Annotated in this window: 16 protein-coding genes; 4 read left to right on the forward strand and 12 right to left on the reverse strand. The window is 75.1% G+C overall.

What is annotated here, in order from left to right; genetic code table 11:
• Positions 1-34 precede the first annotated feature (34 nt).
• Genes moaA through OG774_RS15235 form a run of 3 tightly spaced genes read left to right on the forward strand, consistent with a single transcriptional unit; the run spans position 35 to position 1933 of the window.
• Positions 35-1123 (forward strand): GTP 3',8-cyclase MoaA, encoded by a 1089-nt coding sequence (gene moaA, locus OG774_RS15225; protein WP_328301867.1) that lies wholly within the window; start codon positions 35-37, stop codon positions 1121-1123.
• Positions 1123-1419, forward strand: a complete 297-nt coding sequence (locus OG774_RS15230) for a MoaD/ThiS family protein (RefSeq protein WP_328310965.1) — start codon at positions 1123-1125, stop codon at positions 1417-1419. The genes moaA and OG774_RS15230 overlap by 1 nt, the downstream gene beginning before the upstream one ends.
• A gap of 37 nt (positions 1420-1456) precedes the next feature.
• Positions 1457-1933: a methylated-DNA--[protein]-cysteine S-methyltransferase gene (locus tag OG774_RS15235; RefSeq protein WP_328301869.1), complete on the forward strand. Its 477-nt coding sequence runs from the start codon at positions 1457-1459 to the stop codon at positions 1931-1933.
• A gap of 8 nt (positions 1934-1941) precedes the next feature.
• Here the strand turns inward: OG774_RS15235 and OG774_RS15240 are convergent, their stop codons facing one another.
• Together OG774_RS15240 and OG774_RS15245 are read right to left on the reverse strand one after the other, a co-directional pair.
• Positions 1942-2424, reverse strand: a complete 483-nt coding sequence (locus tag OG774_RS15240) for a hypothetical protein (RefSeq protein ID WP_328301871.1) — start codon at positions 2422-2424, stop codon at positions 1942-1944.
• A gap of 26 nt (positions 2425-2450) precedes the next feature.
• Positions 2451-3353, reverse strand: coding sequence for a DNA-3-methyladenine glycosylase family protein (locus OG774_RS15245; RefSeq protein WP_328301873.1), 903 nt, complete (start codon positions 3351-3353; stop codon positions 2451-2453).
• Positions 3354-3414: 61 nt separating this feature from the next.
• On the opposite strand from OG774_RS15245, the gene OG774_RS15250 reads away from it, so the two are divergent.
• Positions 3415-3810 (forward strand): VOC family protein, encoded by a 396-nt coding sequence (locus tag OG774_RS15250; RefSeq protein WP_328301875.1) that lies wholly within the window; start codon positions 3415-3417, stop codon positions 3808-3810.
• On the opposite strand, the gene OG774_RS15255 is transcribed toward OG774_RS15250, so the two are convergent.
• The 10 genes from OG774_RS15255 to OG774_RS15300 form a co-directional block, all read right to left on the reverse strand.
• Complete coding sequence (locus OG774_RS15255; RefSeq protein ID WP_328301889.1) at positions 3799-4461, reverse strand: helix-turn-helix domain-containing protein; 663 nt, start codon at positions 4459-4461, stop codon at positions 3799-3801. The two genes, OG774_RS15250 and OG774_RS15255, sit on opposite strands and share 12 nt — an antisense overlap.
• 16 nt (positions 4462-4477) lie before the next feature.
• Positions 4478-5491 carry a P1 family peptidase gene (locus OG774_RS15260; protein WP_328301891.1) on the reverse strand — a complete coding sequence of 338 codons (1014 nt, stop codon included), beginning with the start codon at positions 5489-5491 and terminating at the stop codon, positions 4478-4480.
• Positions 5492-5504: 13 nt separating this feature from the next.
• On the reverse strand, positions 5505-6149 hold the full coding sequence (gene thiE / locus OG774_RS15265; protein ID WP_328301893.1) for a thiamine phosphate synthase: 645 nt from the start codon (positions 6147-6149) through the stop codon (positions 5505-5507).
• On the reverse strand, positions 6146-6949 hold the full coding sequence (gene thiM / locus OG774_RS15270; RefSeq protein WP_328301895.1) for a hydroxyethylthiazole kinase: 804 nt from the start codon (positions 6947-6949) through the stop codon (positions 6146-6148). The genes thiE and thiM overlap by 4 nt, the downstream gene beginning before the upstream one ends.
• A gap of 102 nt (positions 6950-7051) precedes the next feature.
• Positions 7052-7924: an SRPBCC family protein gene (locus OG774_RS15275; protein WP_328301897.1), complete on the reverse strand. Its 873-nt coding sequence runs from the start codon at positions 7922-7924 to the stop codon at positions 7052-7054.
• A 106-nt stretch (positions 7925-8030) separates the two neighbouring features.
• A complete protein-coding gene (locus tag OG774_RS15280) occupies positions 8031-8882 on the reverse strand; it encodes an FAD binding domain-containing protein (protein ID WP_328301899.1) in 852 nt (283 codons plus the stop codon).
• Positions 8879-11368, reverse strand: a complete 2490-nt coding sequence (locus tag OG774_RS15285; RefSeq protein ID WP_328301901.1) for a xanthine dehydrogenase family protein molybdopterin-binding subunit — start codon at positions 11366-11368, stop codon at positions 8879-8881. The genes OG774_RS15280 and OG774_RS15285 overlap by 4 nt, the downstream gene beginning before the upstream one ends.
• Positions 11368-11892 (reverse strand): (2Fe-2S)-binding protein, encoded by a 525-nt coding sequence (locus OG774_RS15290; RefSeq protein WP_274192596.1) that lies wholly within the window; start codon positions 11890-11892, stop codon positions 11368-11370. Before OG774_RS15290 ends, OG774_RS15285 begins: the two co-directional genes overlap by 1 nt.
• A gap of 507 nt (positions 11893-12399) precedes the next feature.
• Complete coding sequence (locus OG774_RS15295; RefSeq protein ID WP_328301905.1) at positions 12400-13044, reverse strand: MOSC domain-containing protein; 645 nt, start codon at positions 13042-13044, stop codon at positions 12400-12402.
• Positions 13041-14564 (reverse strand): glycosyltransferase, encoded by a 1524-nt coding sequence (locus OG774_RS15300; protein WP_328301907.1) that lies wholly within the window; start codon positions 14562-14564, stop codon positions 13041-13043. Before OG774_RS15300 ends, OG774_RS15295 begins: the two co-directional genes overlap by 4 nt.
• Between the last annotated feature and the right edge of the window lie 9 nt (positions 14565-14573).

The following is a 14573-nucleotide window of genomic DNA, read 5'->3' on the forward strand; positions in this document are numbered from 1 at the left end:
CTCGCGGTCGCCGACGCGGTTAGGGTGGGAAGTGATGAGCGTTCTCGACCTCGGTGTGCCGGCCGTCCCCGGGTCCGCCACCGCCACCACGGACACCTCAGGGCGGCCTGACGACGCGCGTCTGGTCGACTCCTGGGGCCGGGTGGCCACCGACCTGCGGGTGTCGCTGACCGACCGCTGCAACCTGCGCTGCACCTACTGCATGCCCGCCGAGGGCCTGGAGTGGATGCCGAGCGAGGAGGCGCTCACCGACGAGGAGGTCGTGCGCCTGGTGCGCGTCGCCGTCGAGCGCCTCGGCGTGCAGGAGATCCGGTTCACCGGCGGCGAGCCCCTCCTGCGCAAGGGCCTCGAGGACATCGTCGCGGCCACCGCCGCGCTGACGCCCCGGCCCGAGATGTCGGTGACCACCAACGCGCTCGGCCTCACCCGGCGCGCGGCCGGTCTCGCGGCCGCCGGGCTGGACCGGGTCAACGCCTCGCTGGACACGCTGCGCCGCGACCGCTTCGCCGAGATCACGCGGCGGGATCGGCTCGACGACGTCCTCACCGGCCTGCGGGCCGCCCGCGAGCACGGCCTCGACCCCATCAAGATCAATACGGTGCTCATGCCCGGCCTCAACGACGACGAGGCGCCCGACCTGCTGGCCTGGGCGCTCGAGGAGGGCTACGAGCTGCGCATCATCGAGCAGATGCCCCTCGACGCCGGGCACTCGTGGCAGCGCGACCGCATGATCACCGCCGAGCAGATCCTCGCCTCGCTGCGCACACGGTTCACGCTCTCCGACGACCCCGCCGAGCGTGGCGGAGCACCCGCCGAGCGCTTCCTCGTCGACGGGTGGACCGGCCACGACGGCACCCCGGCCAAGGTCGGTGTGATCGCCTCGGTCACCCGTCCGTTCTGCGGCAACTGCGACCGCACGCGGCTCACCGCCGACGGCCAGGTGCGCAACTGCCTGTTCTCGCAGACCGAGAACGACCTGCGACGGTTCCTGCGCGGCGGCGGCTCCGACGAGGAGATCGCCGACGCGTGGCGCGTCGCCATGTGGGGCAAGAAGCCCGGCCACGGCATCGACGAGCCCGGGTTCCTGCAGCCCGACCGGCCCATGAGTGCGATCGGAGGATGATGACCGCTCCCACCGCTCCCACCACCGCCACGACGGCCCCGCCCGTCAGCCTGACCGTGCGGTACTTCGCCGGGGCCAAGGCCGCCGCCGGCACGCGCAGCGAGGACGTCACGGTCCCCGCGGGCGCCACCGTCGACGACCTGATCGCGGCGCTGGCCGCCGACCACGGCGACGCGCTCGCCCGCGTGCTCGCCGCCGCCAGCTTCCTGCTCGACGAGGTGGCCGTGCGCGACCGGACCCTGGTCCTCGCCGAGGGCGCGGTCGTCGACGTCCTGCCGCCCTTCGCCGGCGGCTGAGCGCCACACACCGGCCCGCCGAGGTGTTCTCCCGGACATGAGCATCGTCCACGACACCCCTCTCGGGCCGCTGCACCTCGACGCCTCGCCGCGCGGGCTGACGCTGCTCGGGTTCTCCCCCGCGGCGTCCGACGAGCCGCGTGACGCGGACGCCGAGCGCGTCCTCGACCTCGCCCGCCGCGAGATCGACGCCTACTTCGCGGGCACGCTGCGGGAGTTCACCGTCCCCGTCGACCTCGACACCCACCCCGCGTGGGACCGCCGGGTGCTCGACGGACTGGCCTCGGTCGGCTACGGCGAGACCGTGAGCTACGGCAAGCTCGCCGCGGCGGTGGGCCTCGGGCCCGTCGACGCCCGGCGGGTGGGCGGGGCCATGGCCCGCAACCCCGTCGCGATCGTCGTGCCGTGCCACCGCGTGGTCGGCGCCGACGGCAGCCTCACCGGCTACGCGGGCGGGCTGGAGCGCAAGCGCACGCTGCTCGACCTCGAGGGGCGCGACCAGCTCCTGTTCTGATCCCCCGCTCACACCGCCGGGCGTCGGCGGCTGCTGCCGCGACGCAGGCCGGCCAGCTCCTCGAGCACCAGGCAGACGTCGTTGACGTCCTCGACCTCGTAAGGCGCCTCGGCGGCGACACCGATGACCACGTCGCCGGCACCCGGCTCGTCGTCGGGGACCAGGCCGACGGCGACGACGGCCGTCGCGCCGACCTCGTCGCGCAGCGCCGCGACGCCCTCGGGAGCGACGACGCGCGCGCCGCCCTTCGCGCCGGACAGGAACATCAGCTCGGCGACCTCGTCGGCAGGCCGGTCGGACACCACGGCGACGGTCGTGTCGCTGAGGGCCACGAGGACGTTGAGCGCCTCGGACGACTGCTGCTCCGCCCGGGCCTCCGCGGGGTCGCCGTCCTCCGCGGCGAGCGCGCCGTCGAAGACGCAGGCCACGAGCAGGGTCGGCGTCTCCGCCACGCGGCCGAGAGCACTCCAGAGGGCGTCGTCCACCGCCACGGCCACCTCCTCGGGCGAGGCCGTGATCAGCCTGGCATGACGTTGACGGCGTGGTCCAGCGCCGCCCAGAGGTACTGGGTCGCGTAGGCCCGGTACGGGCGCCAGGCCTCGGCGCGGGCGACGAGGTCGCGGTCCTTCACCGGCAGCCCGAGGCGTCCCGCGGCCACACGGATGCCGAGGTCGGTGGGCAGGAACGCGTCCGTGTCGCCCAGGGCGCGCATCGCCACCGAGTCGACGGTCCACGGCCCGATCCCCTGTAGCGCGCCGAGCGCGGTGCGGGAACCGGCGACGTCGGCCGGGTCGAGGACGACCTCGCCGTCGGCCAGGGCGGCGACGAGCGTCAGCAGCGTGCGCCGCCTCGTCCGGGGCATCGCCAGCTCCTCGGGGTCGACGCCCGTGAGGGCGGGCGACGACGGGAAGAGGTGGGTGAGCGTGCTGCCGGGACCCGCGACGCCGTCGGGCAGCGGCGTGCCGTACCCGCGCACGAGACGGCCGGCGTGGGTGCGGGCGGCGGCGGTGGAGACCTGCTGCCCGAGGACCGCGCGCACCGCGAACTCCTCGGGGTCGGGCGCGCCGGGGACCCGCCGGCCCGGCGCGGCGTCGACGAGCGGGGCCAGCACGGGGTCGGCGCGCAGGGTGTCGTCGACGGCCGCCGGGTCGGCGTCGAGGTCGAGCAGGCGCCGGGCGATGCGCTCGGCCGCGCCGGCGTCGGCGGGGTCGGTGAGGGTCAGGGTGGCGTCGACGCCCGCGTCGCCGGGCCGCAGCGCGACCACCCCCGGCCCGCCGGGCAGCGCGAGCGTGCGGCGGTAGGCGCCGTCGTGCCACTCCTCGACGCCGGGCACGGCCGTCGCGACCAGGTGGCCGAACAGGTTGTCCGGGCACAGGGGCGCGGTGAAGCCGAGCGTCCGGTGCAACCCCACGACAGGCACCGCCGCATCGTGTCCGATCGTTCCAAGCCCCGCGCCGCGGGCGGTCCCTACGGTGTCGTTCATGCCTCCGCGTCTCGCCGTCGTCGAGCTCGTCGTCTCCGACATGGCCGCCTCGCTCGCCTTCTACCGCCGCCTGGGTCTCGACGCGCCGCCCGAGGCCGACACCGCGCCCCACGTCGAGGTCGAGCTCGCCGGCGGGCTGCGCTTCGCGTTCGACACCGTGGACACCGTCCGGTCCTTCGACCCGTCCTGGACGGAGCCGACCGGCGGGCCGCGGCGCTCCGTGGCGTTCGCGTGCGACTCCCCCGCCGAGGTCGACGCGCTCTACCGCGAGCTCGTGGGGGCCGGGTACCACGGCGCGCTCGAGCCCTGGGACGCGTTCTGGGGCATGCGCTACGCCGTCGTCGACGACCCCGACCGTGCCCCGGTGGACCTCTTCGCCGCGCTACCGCAGTAGGAGCTCCGTCGGCGTGGTGTCGGCGAGGGTGCGGACCTCCCGCGCGAGGTGCGGCTGGTCGGCGAAGCCCTCGACGGCGGCCACCTCGGCCCACGGCGTCCCCGCGCGGGCCCGGGCCAGCGCCCGCTGCAGGCGCAGGATGCGCCCGAGGTGCTGGGGGCCGTAGCCGAACACCGGCAGGCAGCGACGGTGCAGCGTGCGGGTGGTGGTGCCCAGCGCGTCGGCGAGCCCGGCGACGTCGGCGCCCCGCGCCAGCGCGGTGAAGACGCGGGCGCCGAAGGGGTCGTCGCTCGCCGGGACCCCGCCGGCGACGTCGCGGAACACCCGCACGGGGTCCTCGGCGGCGCGTTCGGCGAGCTCGCGCGCGGCGGCCTCGGACCACACCCCGTCGAGGGGCACCGTGGTGTCGCGCAGCTCGTCGGCGCGCACGCCCAGGCTCACGGGACCGCGACCGTGGGAGAAGCGCAGGCCGACGTGGCGCGCGCCGCCGCCGTCGTGGTGGCGGGCGCCGGCGTCGGGGCCGGCCACGACGAGCGCGCGGCCGTTCCAGATCAGGTCGAGGCAGCCGTCGGGCAGGATCGTCGTCGCGCCGCCGTCGCTCGCCCAGAGCACCATCCCGGGCCCGACCGGCCGCTCGCGGTAGCCCTCCACGGGTCCATGGTGCCCGTCAGCCGACGAGGTCGCGATAGGCCCGCCAGTGCCCGCCGGAGGTCTCGACGGAGCGGGCGGCCAGGACGGCGTGGGCGACGGCGCGGGTCACGCAGTCGGCGCCGGCGATGAGCAGCTCCTGCACCGCGGCGAGGTCGGGGGCCGGGCGGCGGGTGGTCGCGAGGCCGAAGAACGTGTCGCCGTCGGTCATGCCGTGGGCCGGGCGCACGGCGCGGGCGAGGCCGCTCTGGCCGACCGCGGCGAGCTTGGCGCACTGCGCGACGCTCAGCCCGACGTCGGTGGCCACGACGCCGATCGTGGTGTTGAGCGTCGGCGGCGCCGCGGCCTCCCGCAGGGCGGCGAGCAGCGCGCTCCGGTCGGCGGGCAGGGCCGGGGGTTCGACGTCGCCGGGGTGGCGGTGACGGGCGGCCCACAGCTCGCCGGTGGCCGGGTCGACCGCCGAGCCCGCGGCGTTGGCCACGACGAGGGCGGCCACCACCGTGCCGTCGGAGAGCACCGACGAGGCGGAGCCGACCCCGCCCTTCAGCCCGCCGACGACCGTGCCGCGCCCGGCGCCGACCACGCCCTGCGCCGGCGGCGCGTCGGTGCAGGCCGCGAGGGCCTGCGCACCGGTCTCCGCGGTCGGACGCGCCGCGAACCGGCCACCGCGCCCGAGGTCGAACACCACGGCCGCGGGGACGACGGGCACGACCTCGCCGGGTCCCCGCCCGACCGGGAAGCCGCGGCCGGCGGCCCCGAGCGCGTCGGCCACCCCGGAGGCGGCGGCGAGCCCGTAGGCGCTCCCGCCGGTGAGCACCACGGCGTGGATGCGCTCGACGAGGGTGCGCGGGTCGAGCGCGTCGGTCTCGCGGGTGCCGGGGCCGCCACCGCGGACGTCGACACCCGCGACCGCGCCCTCGGGGCCGGGCAGCACGACCGTCGTGCCCGACAGCGCGCCCTCGCCCTCGAGGTCCGCGTGCCCGACCTGCAGACCGGGGACGTCGACGAGCGTGTTCGTGGCGCCGGGGTACACGGCGGACAGCCTGTCACCTGCCGTCGACGGCGGCGCGCAGCTCGCGGGCGGCGGCCGCGGGATCTGCGGCGGCGGCGATCGCCGAGCTCACGGCGATGCCGGGGACGCCGGTCGCGAGCACCTCGGCGGCGTTGTCCGCGCGCACCCCGCCGATCGCGACCGCCGTGACGCCGAGCCCCGCCGCGGCCTCCCACAGGCGACGCAGACCCTCGACACCGGTGGCGGGCGCGGCGTCGGGCTTCGTGGCGGTGGTGAACACGGGGCCGATGCCGAGCAGGTCCACGACGCCGGGGCCGAGGTGGCGGGCGACGTCGAGGTCGTCGGGTCCGGTGACCGACCAGCCGAGGGAGAGGTCCGGTCCCGCGACGCGACGGGCGGCGCCGGGCGGGACGTCGTGTCGCCCCAGGTGCACGCCGTCGGCACCGGCCGCGAGGGCGACGTCCAGACGGTCGTCGACGACGACCGCGACGCCCGCACCGGCCAGGGTGTCGACGACGGCACGGGTGGCGTCGCAGAGCTCGCGGCCGGTGGCTCCGGGCGCCCGGACCTGGACGGCGGTGACCCCGCCGGCCACGGCGCCGCGGACGACCGCGAGCGGGTCCGCCGGCCCGTGCACGGGGTCGAGGACCAGGTAGAGGCGCGGGTCGAGGGCCGTCACGCCGGGTCGATGAGGGTGTCGGCCGCGGTGGCACCCCGGGCGTCGAGGGCCGCGAGCGCGTCGAGCCAGGCCGGCACGAACGAGCCCGGCCCGCGGGCCGCGACGCCGGCGGCCGCCCCACACGCCCCCACGACGGCGTGGGCCGCGACGGTGGCGGCGACCGGGTCGTCCCCGGTGCCGCGGGCGGCCGCCAGGAAGGCCCCGGTGAGGGCGCCGAGCGCGCAGCCCATCGCCGTCACCCGCCCCATGAGCGGATGTCCGCCGTGGACGTGGACGACCCTGGTCCCGTCCGTGATCCGGTCGACCGGGCCGCTGACCGCGACGACACCCTCGCACCGCCGCGCGAGCTCGTCGGCCGCGTCGGCGGCGTCGTCGACCGCGACGGTCGCGTCGACTCCGCGGCCCCGGCCCTCGCGGCCGGCGAGGGCGAGGATCTCCGACGCGTTGCCCCGCACCACGGTCGGCCCGAGCTCGAGGAGGCGTCGGGCCACGTCGGTGCGCCACGTCAGCGGGCCGACCCCGACCGGATCGAGCAGCCACGGCGTCCCGGCGTCGCGGGCGGCCGAGGCCGCGGCCCGCATGCCCTCGGCGCGCTCCGGCGTCATCGTGCCGGTGTTGACCACCAGCGCCCCGGCGACCGCGGCGAGCTCGGCCGCCTCGGCCTGGTCCTCGACCATCGCCGGCGAGGCCCCGAGGGCGAGCAGCGCGTTGGCCGAGAAGTTCGTGGCCACGAGGTTGGTCACGCAGTGCACCAGCGGCGTCCCGTCACGGACGGCGGCGAGCAGGGTCGGGGCGCTCATGCCCCGGGCCTTGCCGTTCCCGGCGCCCCGTACACGAGCGAAGGGCACCTCCGGCCGACTAGAGCGGCCGAAGGTGCCCTTCGCGCAGAACCGGGAACACGCCTACGAGCGCCCGCGGACCACCAGGATGATCGCGATGATCGCGGCGAGCACGCCCGCACCGACGCCCACGGGAACGAGGCGCTTGAGCACGGCGTCCCGCGAGCTGTCGAGCAGGTCGATCGCCTCGACCTGCTGACGACGCGGCTGGCTGGGCTGCGCCGCGGCCTGACCGGAGCCGCTCGCGGCCCCGCCGACCGAGGCACCGGGCTTGGCGCCCGAGTCGCCCTTGGCGGCCTCGGCCACCGTGGTCGGCATCGCGGCCGCGGCAGGCGCCCCCGAACCGGAGGAGACCGGGGCGGGCGCGGGCGGGCCGGTGACCGGCGCGGCGTCGCCCGAGGCCACGGCCTCCGGCGCGGGGCCGGTGCCGTTGCCGCCGGTGGACCCGGTGTCGGTGCCGGTGACCGTGGCGGCCGCGGGGCCGCCGGACGTGCTGCTGCCGAACTCGTCGGCGAGGCAGGACGCGAACTGCCCGAGGATCTTGTCGCCGACGTCGGCCATCACGCCGCGCCCGAACTGGGCCGGCTTGCCCGTCACCTGCATCTCGGTGAGGACGTTGACCTTGGTCTTGCCGCCGTCGTCGGTCATCGTCAGCGTGGCCTTGGCCGACGCGGTGCCGTTGCCGCGGGAGTCGCGGCCCTGGGCGTCGACGACGACCTTGTGGTTGGTCTTGTCACGCTCGACGAACGTGCCCTTGCCCTTGTAGGTCATCGAGATCGGGCCGAGCTTCACCTTCACCGTGCCGGTGAAGTCGTCGCCGTCGCGCGAGTCGAGGGTGGCGCCCGGGAAGCACGGAGTGACCTTCTCCGGGTCGTTCAGGGCGTCGAACACGGTGTCGATGTCCACCGGGACGGTGAACTCGTTCTCCAGCTTCACTCGGTACCTCCTGTGCGATCACGACGGCGGCCCGCCCCCGCTGCTGCGGGGGCGGGCCGGGACGTCGCGACGATCGGATCGTCGGACGGGTGGGACCGCGGAGGACTCAGCCCGCGGCGGCGAGGACGGCCCGACCGGTGAGCACCCTGGCGAGGTGCTCGCGGTAGTCGGTACCGGCGTCCGCGTCCGCGGTGGGGCTGGTGCCCTCGGCGGCCGCCTGGGCGGCCTTGCGCACATTGTCCTCGGTGGCGCTCTGACCGACCAGTGCCGACTCGACGGCCGTGGCGCGCACCGGGGTGCCCGCCATGTTGGTCAGTCCGATGCGGGCGTCGGAGATCGTGCCCCCGTCGACCTTGATCGTCGCGGCCACGGCCACGATCGACCAGGCCTGGGCGACCCGGTTGAACTTCTCGTACCGCGCTCCCCATCCCGTGTACTTCGGGAAGCGGATCTCGGTGAGGAGCTCGCCCTCGCCGATCGCGGTGGAGAAGTAGTCCTCGAAGAAGTCCGCCGCCGCCACGGTGCGGGTGCCGTTCTCCCCGGCGATGACGAACTTCGCCTCGAGGGCCAGCGCCGGCGCGGCGAGGTCGCCGGCCGGGTCGGCGTGGGCGAGGGCCCCGCCGAGGGTGCCGCGGTGGCGCACCTGCGGGTCGGCCACCGTCTTCGTCGCCTCCTGGATGAGGGCGACGTGCTGGCGCAGGATGTCGTCACGGGTGACGTCGTGGTGCGACGTCATGGCCCCCACGACGACCTCGTTGCCGTCCTCGCGGACACCCCGCAGCTCCGGGATGCCCCCGAGGTCGATGATCAGCGACGGGTCGGCCATGCGCAGGCGCAGCACCGGCAGCAGGCTCTGGCCGCCGGCCAGGAGCTTGGCGTCGTCGCCGCCGTCGCGCAGGGCCTGCACCGCCTCCTCGACCGTGGTGGGCCGGACGTAGTCGAACTGGGCCGGGATCACAGGTTGCCTCCCTCGGGCATGTCACGGGCGGTGGAGCCGAGACCGGCACCCGGCGAGGCGACGTTCGCCTCGTCGGCGCGACCGGAGGTCCCCGACGCCTTCTGGATGGCGCTCCAGACGCGGTAGGGGGTGGTCGGCATGTCGATGTCCTTGACACCGAGGTGCCGGATCGCGTCGAGCACCGAGTTCACGACCGCCGGGGTGGAGGCGATCGTGCCCGCCTCGCCGACGCCCTTGACCCCGAGCGGGTTGGTGGTCGACGCGGTGGTGGTGTTCGCGGTGTCGAAGCTGATCAGGTCCGCCGCGCTCGGCAGCGTGTAGTCGACCAGCGTGCCCGAGAGCAGCGTGCCCTGGTCGTCGTACGCGGCCTCCTCGTAGAGGGCCTGAGCGATGCCCTGCGCCAGGCCACCGTGGACCTGACCCTCGACGATCAGCGGGTTGATCACGTTGCCGACGTCGTCGACGCAGACGTACTTGTACATCGAGACGAACCCGGTCTCGGTGTCGACCTCGACGGCGCAGAGGTGCGTGCCGTGCGGGAACGAGAAGTTCTCCGGGTCGAACGTCGCGTGGGCGTCGATGTCGGGCTCGATGCCCTCCGGGTAGTCGTGGGCGGCGAACACCGCGAGCGCGATGTCCTGGATGCCCACACCCTTGTCGGTGCCCTTGACCGAGAACTTGCCGGCCGAGAACTCGAGGTCGCCCTCGGACGCCTCGAGCATGTGCGCGGCGATCGGCTTGGCCTTCTCGATGACCTTCTCGGCCGCCTTGACGACGGCGATGCCGCCGACCGCGAGCGAGCGCGAGCCGTAGGTGTCGAGGCCCCGGTAGGACGACTGGGTGTCACCGTGGAGGATCTCGACGTCGTCGAAGCCGACACCGAGCTGGTCGGCGACGATCTGCGAGAACGCGGTCTCGTGGCCCTGGCCGTGCGGGCTGACGCCGACGACGACCTCGACCTTGCCCGTGGGCAGCATCCGGATGGCCGCGGTCTCCCAGCCACCGGCGCCGTAGTCGAGCGAGCCGAGCACGCGTGACGGCGCGAGTCCGCACATCTCGGTGAACGTCGAGATGCCGATGCCGAGCTGCTTGACGTCGCCCCGCCTGCGGCGCTCCGCCTGCTCCTTGCGCAGACCGTCGTAGTCGAACATCTGCATGGCCTGGTCGGTCGCGGCCTCGTAGTTGCCCGTGTCGTAGGTCAGCGTGCTGACCGTCGTGTACGGGAACTCGTCGTGCTTGATCCAGTTCTTCTTCCGGAACTCCATCGGCTCCATGCCGAGCTCCAGGGCGACCTCGTCCATCAGGCGCTCGATGCCGAAGGTGGCCTCCGGACGTCCGGCGCCGCGGTAGGCGTCGGTGAGCGTCTTGGTGGTGAAGACGTTGGTGCAGTCGAACCGGTAGGACGGGATCTTGTAGATCGCGTTGAACATGAACGCGCCGAGGATCGGCACGCCCGGTCCGACGAGGCCGAGGTAGGCGCCCATGTCGGCCAGGAGCTTCACGTCCAGGCCGGTGATCGTGCCGTCCCTGGTGACCGACATCGTCAGGTCCTGGATCTGGTCACGGCCGTGGTGGGCCGTGAGCAGGGACTCCGAGCGGGTCTCGGTCCACTTCACCGGCTTGCCCAGCTTCTGGGCCACCAGCAGGGTGACGACCTCCTCGGGGGCCACGGCGATCTTGCCGCCGAAACCGCCGCCGACGTCCGGCGCGATGACGCGGATCTTGTGCTCGGGCAGGCCGAGGGTCAGCGCGAGCATCGTCTTGAGGATGTGCGGCACCTGGGTCGAGGACCACATGACGAGCTGCTCGCCCGTGGGGTCGACGACCGTGGAGCGGGGCTCCATGAACACCGGCACGAGGCGCTGCTGGCGGAAGCGGCGACGGACCACGATCTGGTCGTCGTCCGACTCCGCCTTGCTGATGGCCTCCGTCGCGTTGCCGCCGGAGCCCGCCTCGCCGGAGTCGAACACCCACTGGGCGTTCGAGTTCGTGCCCAGCTCCGGGTGCACGAGGGTGGCGCCGTCCTTCAGCGCCTCCTCCATGTCCAGGACCGGCTCGAGCTCGTCGTAGTCGACCTCGACCAGCTCGGCGGCGTCCTTGGCGATCGCCGCGCTGCGCGCGACGACCACGGCGACACCCTCACCGGCGAAGTTCACGCGGCTACCGGCCAGCGCGGGACGCTGGGGCGAACGCATGTCCTTCGTGACCGGCCACGCGCAGGGGAGCTGCACCTGGTCGGCGCCGATGTCGGCGGCCGTGTAGACGCCGACGATGCCCGGCAGCTGCTTGGCCGCCGAGGTGTCGATGCCCTTGATCGTCGCGTGCGCGAACGGGCTGCGGACCATCGCGATGTGCAGCAGGCCGGTGAGGGCCTTGTTGTCGGTCCACTGGGTCCGCCCGGTGATGAGCCGGCGGTCCTCCTTGCGGCGGCGGTCGCGCCCGATCTCCTTGGCCGGTGCGTCCGCCGGGTTCTCGGTGGTGGTCATCAGGCGCCCCCGCCGGCAACGGTCTGCTTGGCGCCGGCCTCGGCGGTCGGGGCGGCCCCCGGCTTCATCTTCGAGGCGGCGTCCTGGACGGCGCGCACGATGTTCTGGTAGCCGGTGCAACGGCAGAGGTTGCCCTCGATGCCCTCGCGGACCTCGTGCTCGGTGGGGTCGGGGTTGTCACCGAGCAGGTCGATCGACTGCATGATCATGCCGGGCGTGCAGTAACCGCACTGCAGTGCGTGGTTGTCGTGGAAGGCCTGCTGCACGGGGTGCAGCTGGCCGTCCCGCTCGAGGCCCTCGATCGTGAGCACCTCGGCGCCGTTGGCCTGGACGGCCAGCACCGAGCAGGACTTCACGCTCATCCCGTCGAGGTGAACGGTGCACGCCCCGCAGTTGCTCGTGTCGCAGCCGATCACCGTGCCCGTCTTGCCGAGCCGTTCACGCAGGTACTGGACGAGCAACATGCGCGGCTCGACGTCGTCCTCGTAGACGAGGCCGTCGACGGTGGTCCGGATGCGTGCCATGGACCTCACTCCTCACTCGGCCGAACGACGTGGCACCGGAGCCCGGACGTCGAGACCGAGGACATGGTGGTGGTGTGTGAACGACGCCCGCCGCCTTCGCGCGCGCCTGTGCCCCCATCTCCGGCGTGGTGGCGGACACATCACACCGCCGACCACCGGGCGGCGCAACATCCACTCAGGGGGCGGGTCGGCTACCCGAATGGCCAGGTCCGGGTGGTTACTCACCTGTACACCGCACGCGCGGGTCAAGGAGATGGGAACATCCGCTTCTGCGGCTCGACACACGCCGTGGGCAGGCGAACTCCTGCGGAAAAGAACACTCCGGGCGGTAGCCGAACGGGCCGTTCGGAGGGGTTCGCACCTCACCCGGAACGCACGCGGCAGCACGGGGCGTGTGCGGTGTGTGGGGGGCGGTCGGTGCACGGGCCCGTGCATGCCCTGCGTCCTCGCTGGCACTCAACGCCAGGATCGCCACAGCGTCGCGGCGACGACACGCCGGCGCCGGGTTCAGTGAGGGCGCCGGGCGAGGCGCTCGCGGGCCCAGTGGTGGTAGCCGGCCGGCAGCTCCGGCACCTCGAGCAGGCGGGCCGCACGGTCACGCTCGTGGTGGACGATCGCGATCACCTCGGACACGGTGACGCCGTGCGCGGGCCGGTCGACGACGTCGATCGGGTCGCCGGCGGCGAGCGTGCCCGTCGTCGCGACGCGCAGGTACACGCCGGGCCGGACGGCGGCGGTGAAACGGCGCGGCACGGACCGGTCCGCGGCGCGCAGGCCGAGCTTGAAGCACGGGGTGCGCGGCTGGACGACGACGAGCTCGGCGGTCCCGATCCGCCAGTGCTCGCCGACGACGGCGTCGCGCAGGTCGTAGCCGGCAATCGTGAGGTTCTGCCCGAAGACCTGGTCGTCGAGCGCGCCGAGCTCGTCGCGCCACCAGGCGAGGTCCTCCTCGCCGTAGGCGTAGACGGACTTCTCCGGACCGCCGTGGTTGACGCGATCGGCCTGCTCGTCCCCGGCGAGGTTCTCGGGCCCGACCTCGACCGGCCCGTCCACCGGCTCCTTCCAGATGGCGGTGCTCGTCGTCTCGCCGTCGCGGGGTCCCGGGACCTCGCGCGGGCGGCCGACGGCGACGGTGCGGACGATCGGGGTCATCGGTCGGGGCCCTTCCCGCTGAGGTCGGGGCGCAAGGGCGCGGCCGTGCGGTGTCGCCACGCGCCCCACCACAGCCCCGCCCCGTAGGCCAGGTCGTCCAGCCGGTGGGCGACGACGTGGCCGACGACGTCGCCCGGCCCGTCGCCGGGCGAGCGGAACCGGGCCCAGTCGGCGACGCCCTCGACCACGCCGGCGACGAGGAGCGCGCGGCGGACCCGGCGGGACACGACCGCGCCCGCCACCGCCGCAGGCCACCAGTGCCGCGTCAGTGCCCCGGCCGCCTGCCACGCCGCCCCGCCCAGGCCCCAGGGCGCGAGCACCGCGGCGAGGGTGACGGCGCGTCGGGAGTTCCCCCGGCCCGGCCGCGCCAGCCCGCGCGCCAGGCGGGCGGTCGCCAGGAGCGTCACGGCGCCGGCGGCAGCGGTGCTCCACCGGCGCTGGGCGCCGAGCAGGGCCATGGCGGTCGCGGTCCACGGGGCGAGCGCGACCGGCGGCACGCGGCGCGGGTGGCGCAGGGCCAGCGGGGCGGCGCCGGTGCCGTAGAACGCCTTGCGCCCGAGCCACGCGCCGACGGCGTCGCGGTGCTCGTGCGCCACGCGGGACGACGGTTCGTAGCGCAGGCGCCAGCCCGCGGCGGCGAGGCGCCAGACGAGGTCGACGTCCTCGGCGACGGGCATGTCCTCGGCGAACCCGGCGCCCAGCGCCTCGCGGCGGACGACCAGCGCGGCGCTCGGGACGTAGGCGACGCGGGAGCGGGCGGTGACCGGGGCGGCGCGAGGGCCGAGGTCCAGGCTCGAGCGTCGCTCCTCGTAGCGGGCCACGGTCCGGCGCGCGATCGACGATGCGGCTTTCCTGGCGTTGAGTGCCAGCGAGGACGCAGGGCTTGCATCCGCAGGATGCGGTGTCGCGACGGACGGTGGTGGCGGTGTCTCCCAGGCGACGATGCGGGGGGCGGCGAGGACCACGGCGGGGTCGGCGAGGTGACCCAGGAGCGGCGCGAGCCAGCCGGGCTCGGGGACGACGTCGGAGTCGAGGAACGCGACGAGCTCGCCGGTCGCGGCGGCGGCGCCGGTGTTGCGGGCGGCGGCGGGGCCGCGCGAGACCGGGTGGCGGACCACCCGCGCGCCCTGGGCGGCGGCCACGCGGGCCGTGGCGTCCGGGTCCGTCGAGCCGTCGTCGACGACGACCACCTCGGCGATCCCCGGCGCGGTCGCCGCGAGCGCACCGAGCAGGCGGGCGAGCTCGCCGGGGCGATCGCGCACGGGCACGACGACCGAGACCGCGCCGGGCGCCGGAGCGTCCGGGTGCCCGGGCTCGGGGTGGGCGACGCCCGCGTCGGTGAGCAGGCGCGCCAGTGCCGCGGACGTCGCGTCGGTGACCGTGAGCCGCGCGTCCGCCGCCATCCGGTCCGGGCCGGCGAGGCGCCCGTACGCCGCGGGCGAGAGGTGCAGCACGCGCGGCGGCGAGCCCCCGATCAGGGTGCGGCCGCCGTCGGCGCGCCAGACGCGACGGTCCAGCACGACCGTCCA

Origin of the sequence: Actinomycetospora sp. NBC_00405, from assembly GCF_036044095.1 — a bacterium.
Taxonomy (GTDB): Bacteria; Actinomycetota; Actinomycetes; order Mycobacteriales; family Pseudonocardiaceae; genus Actinomycetospora; species Actinomycetospora callitridis.

Coding starts and splice junctions, on each gene's coding strand:
- OG774_RS15290 (WP_274192596.1), bottom strand. CDS start 11,892: ATGGCACGCATCCGGACCACCGTCGACGGCCTCGTCTACGAGGACGAC.
- OG774_RS15250 (WP_328301875.1), top strand. CDS start 3,415: ATGCCTCCGCGTCTCGCCGTCGTCGAGCTCGTCGTCTCCGACATGGCC.
- OG774_RS15230 (WP_328310965.1), top strand. CDS start 1,123: ATGACCGCTCCCACCGCTCCCACCACCGCCACGACGGCCCCGCCCGTC.
- OG774_RS15295 (WP_328301905.1), bottom strand. CDS start 13,044: ATGACCCCGATCGTCCGCACCGTCGCCGTCGGCCGCCCGCGCGAGGTC.
- OG774_RS15235 (WP_328301869.1), top strand. CDS start 1,457: ATGAGCATCGTCCACGACACCCCTCTCGGGCCGCTGCACCTCGACGCC.
- moaA (WP_328301867.1), top strand. CDS start 35: ATGAGCGTTCTCGACCTCGGTGTGCCGGCCGTCCCCGGGTCCGCCACC.
- thiM (WP_328301895.1), bottom strand. CDS start 6,949: ATGAGCGCCCCGACCCTGCTCGCCGCCGTCCGTGACGGGACGCCGCTG.
- OG774_RS15285 (WP_328301901.1), bottom strand. CDS start 11,368: ATGACCACCACCGAGAACCCGGCGGACGCACCGGCCAAGGAGATCGGG.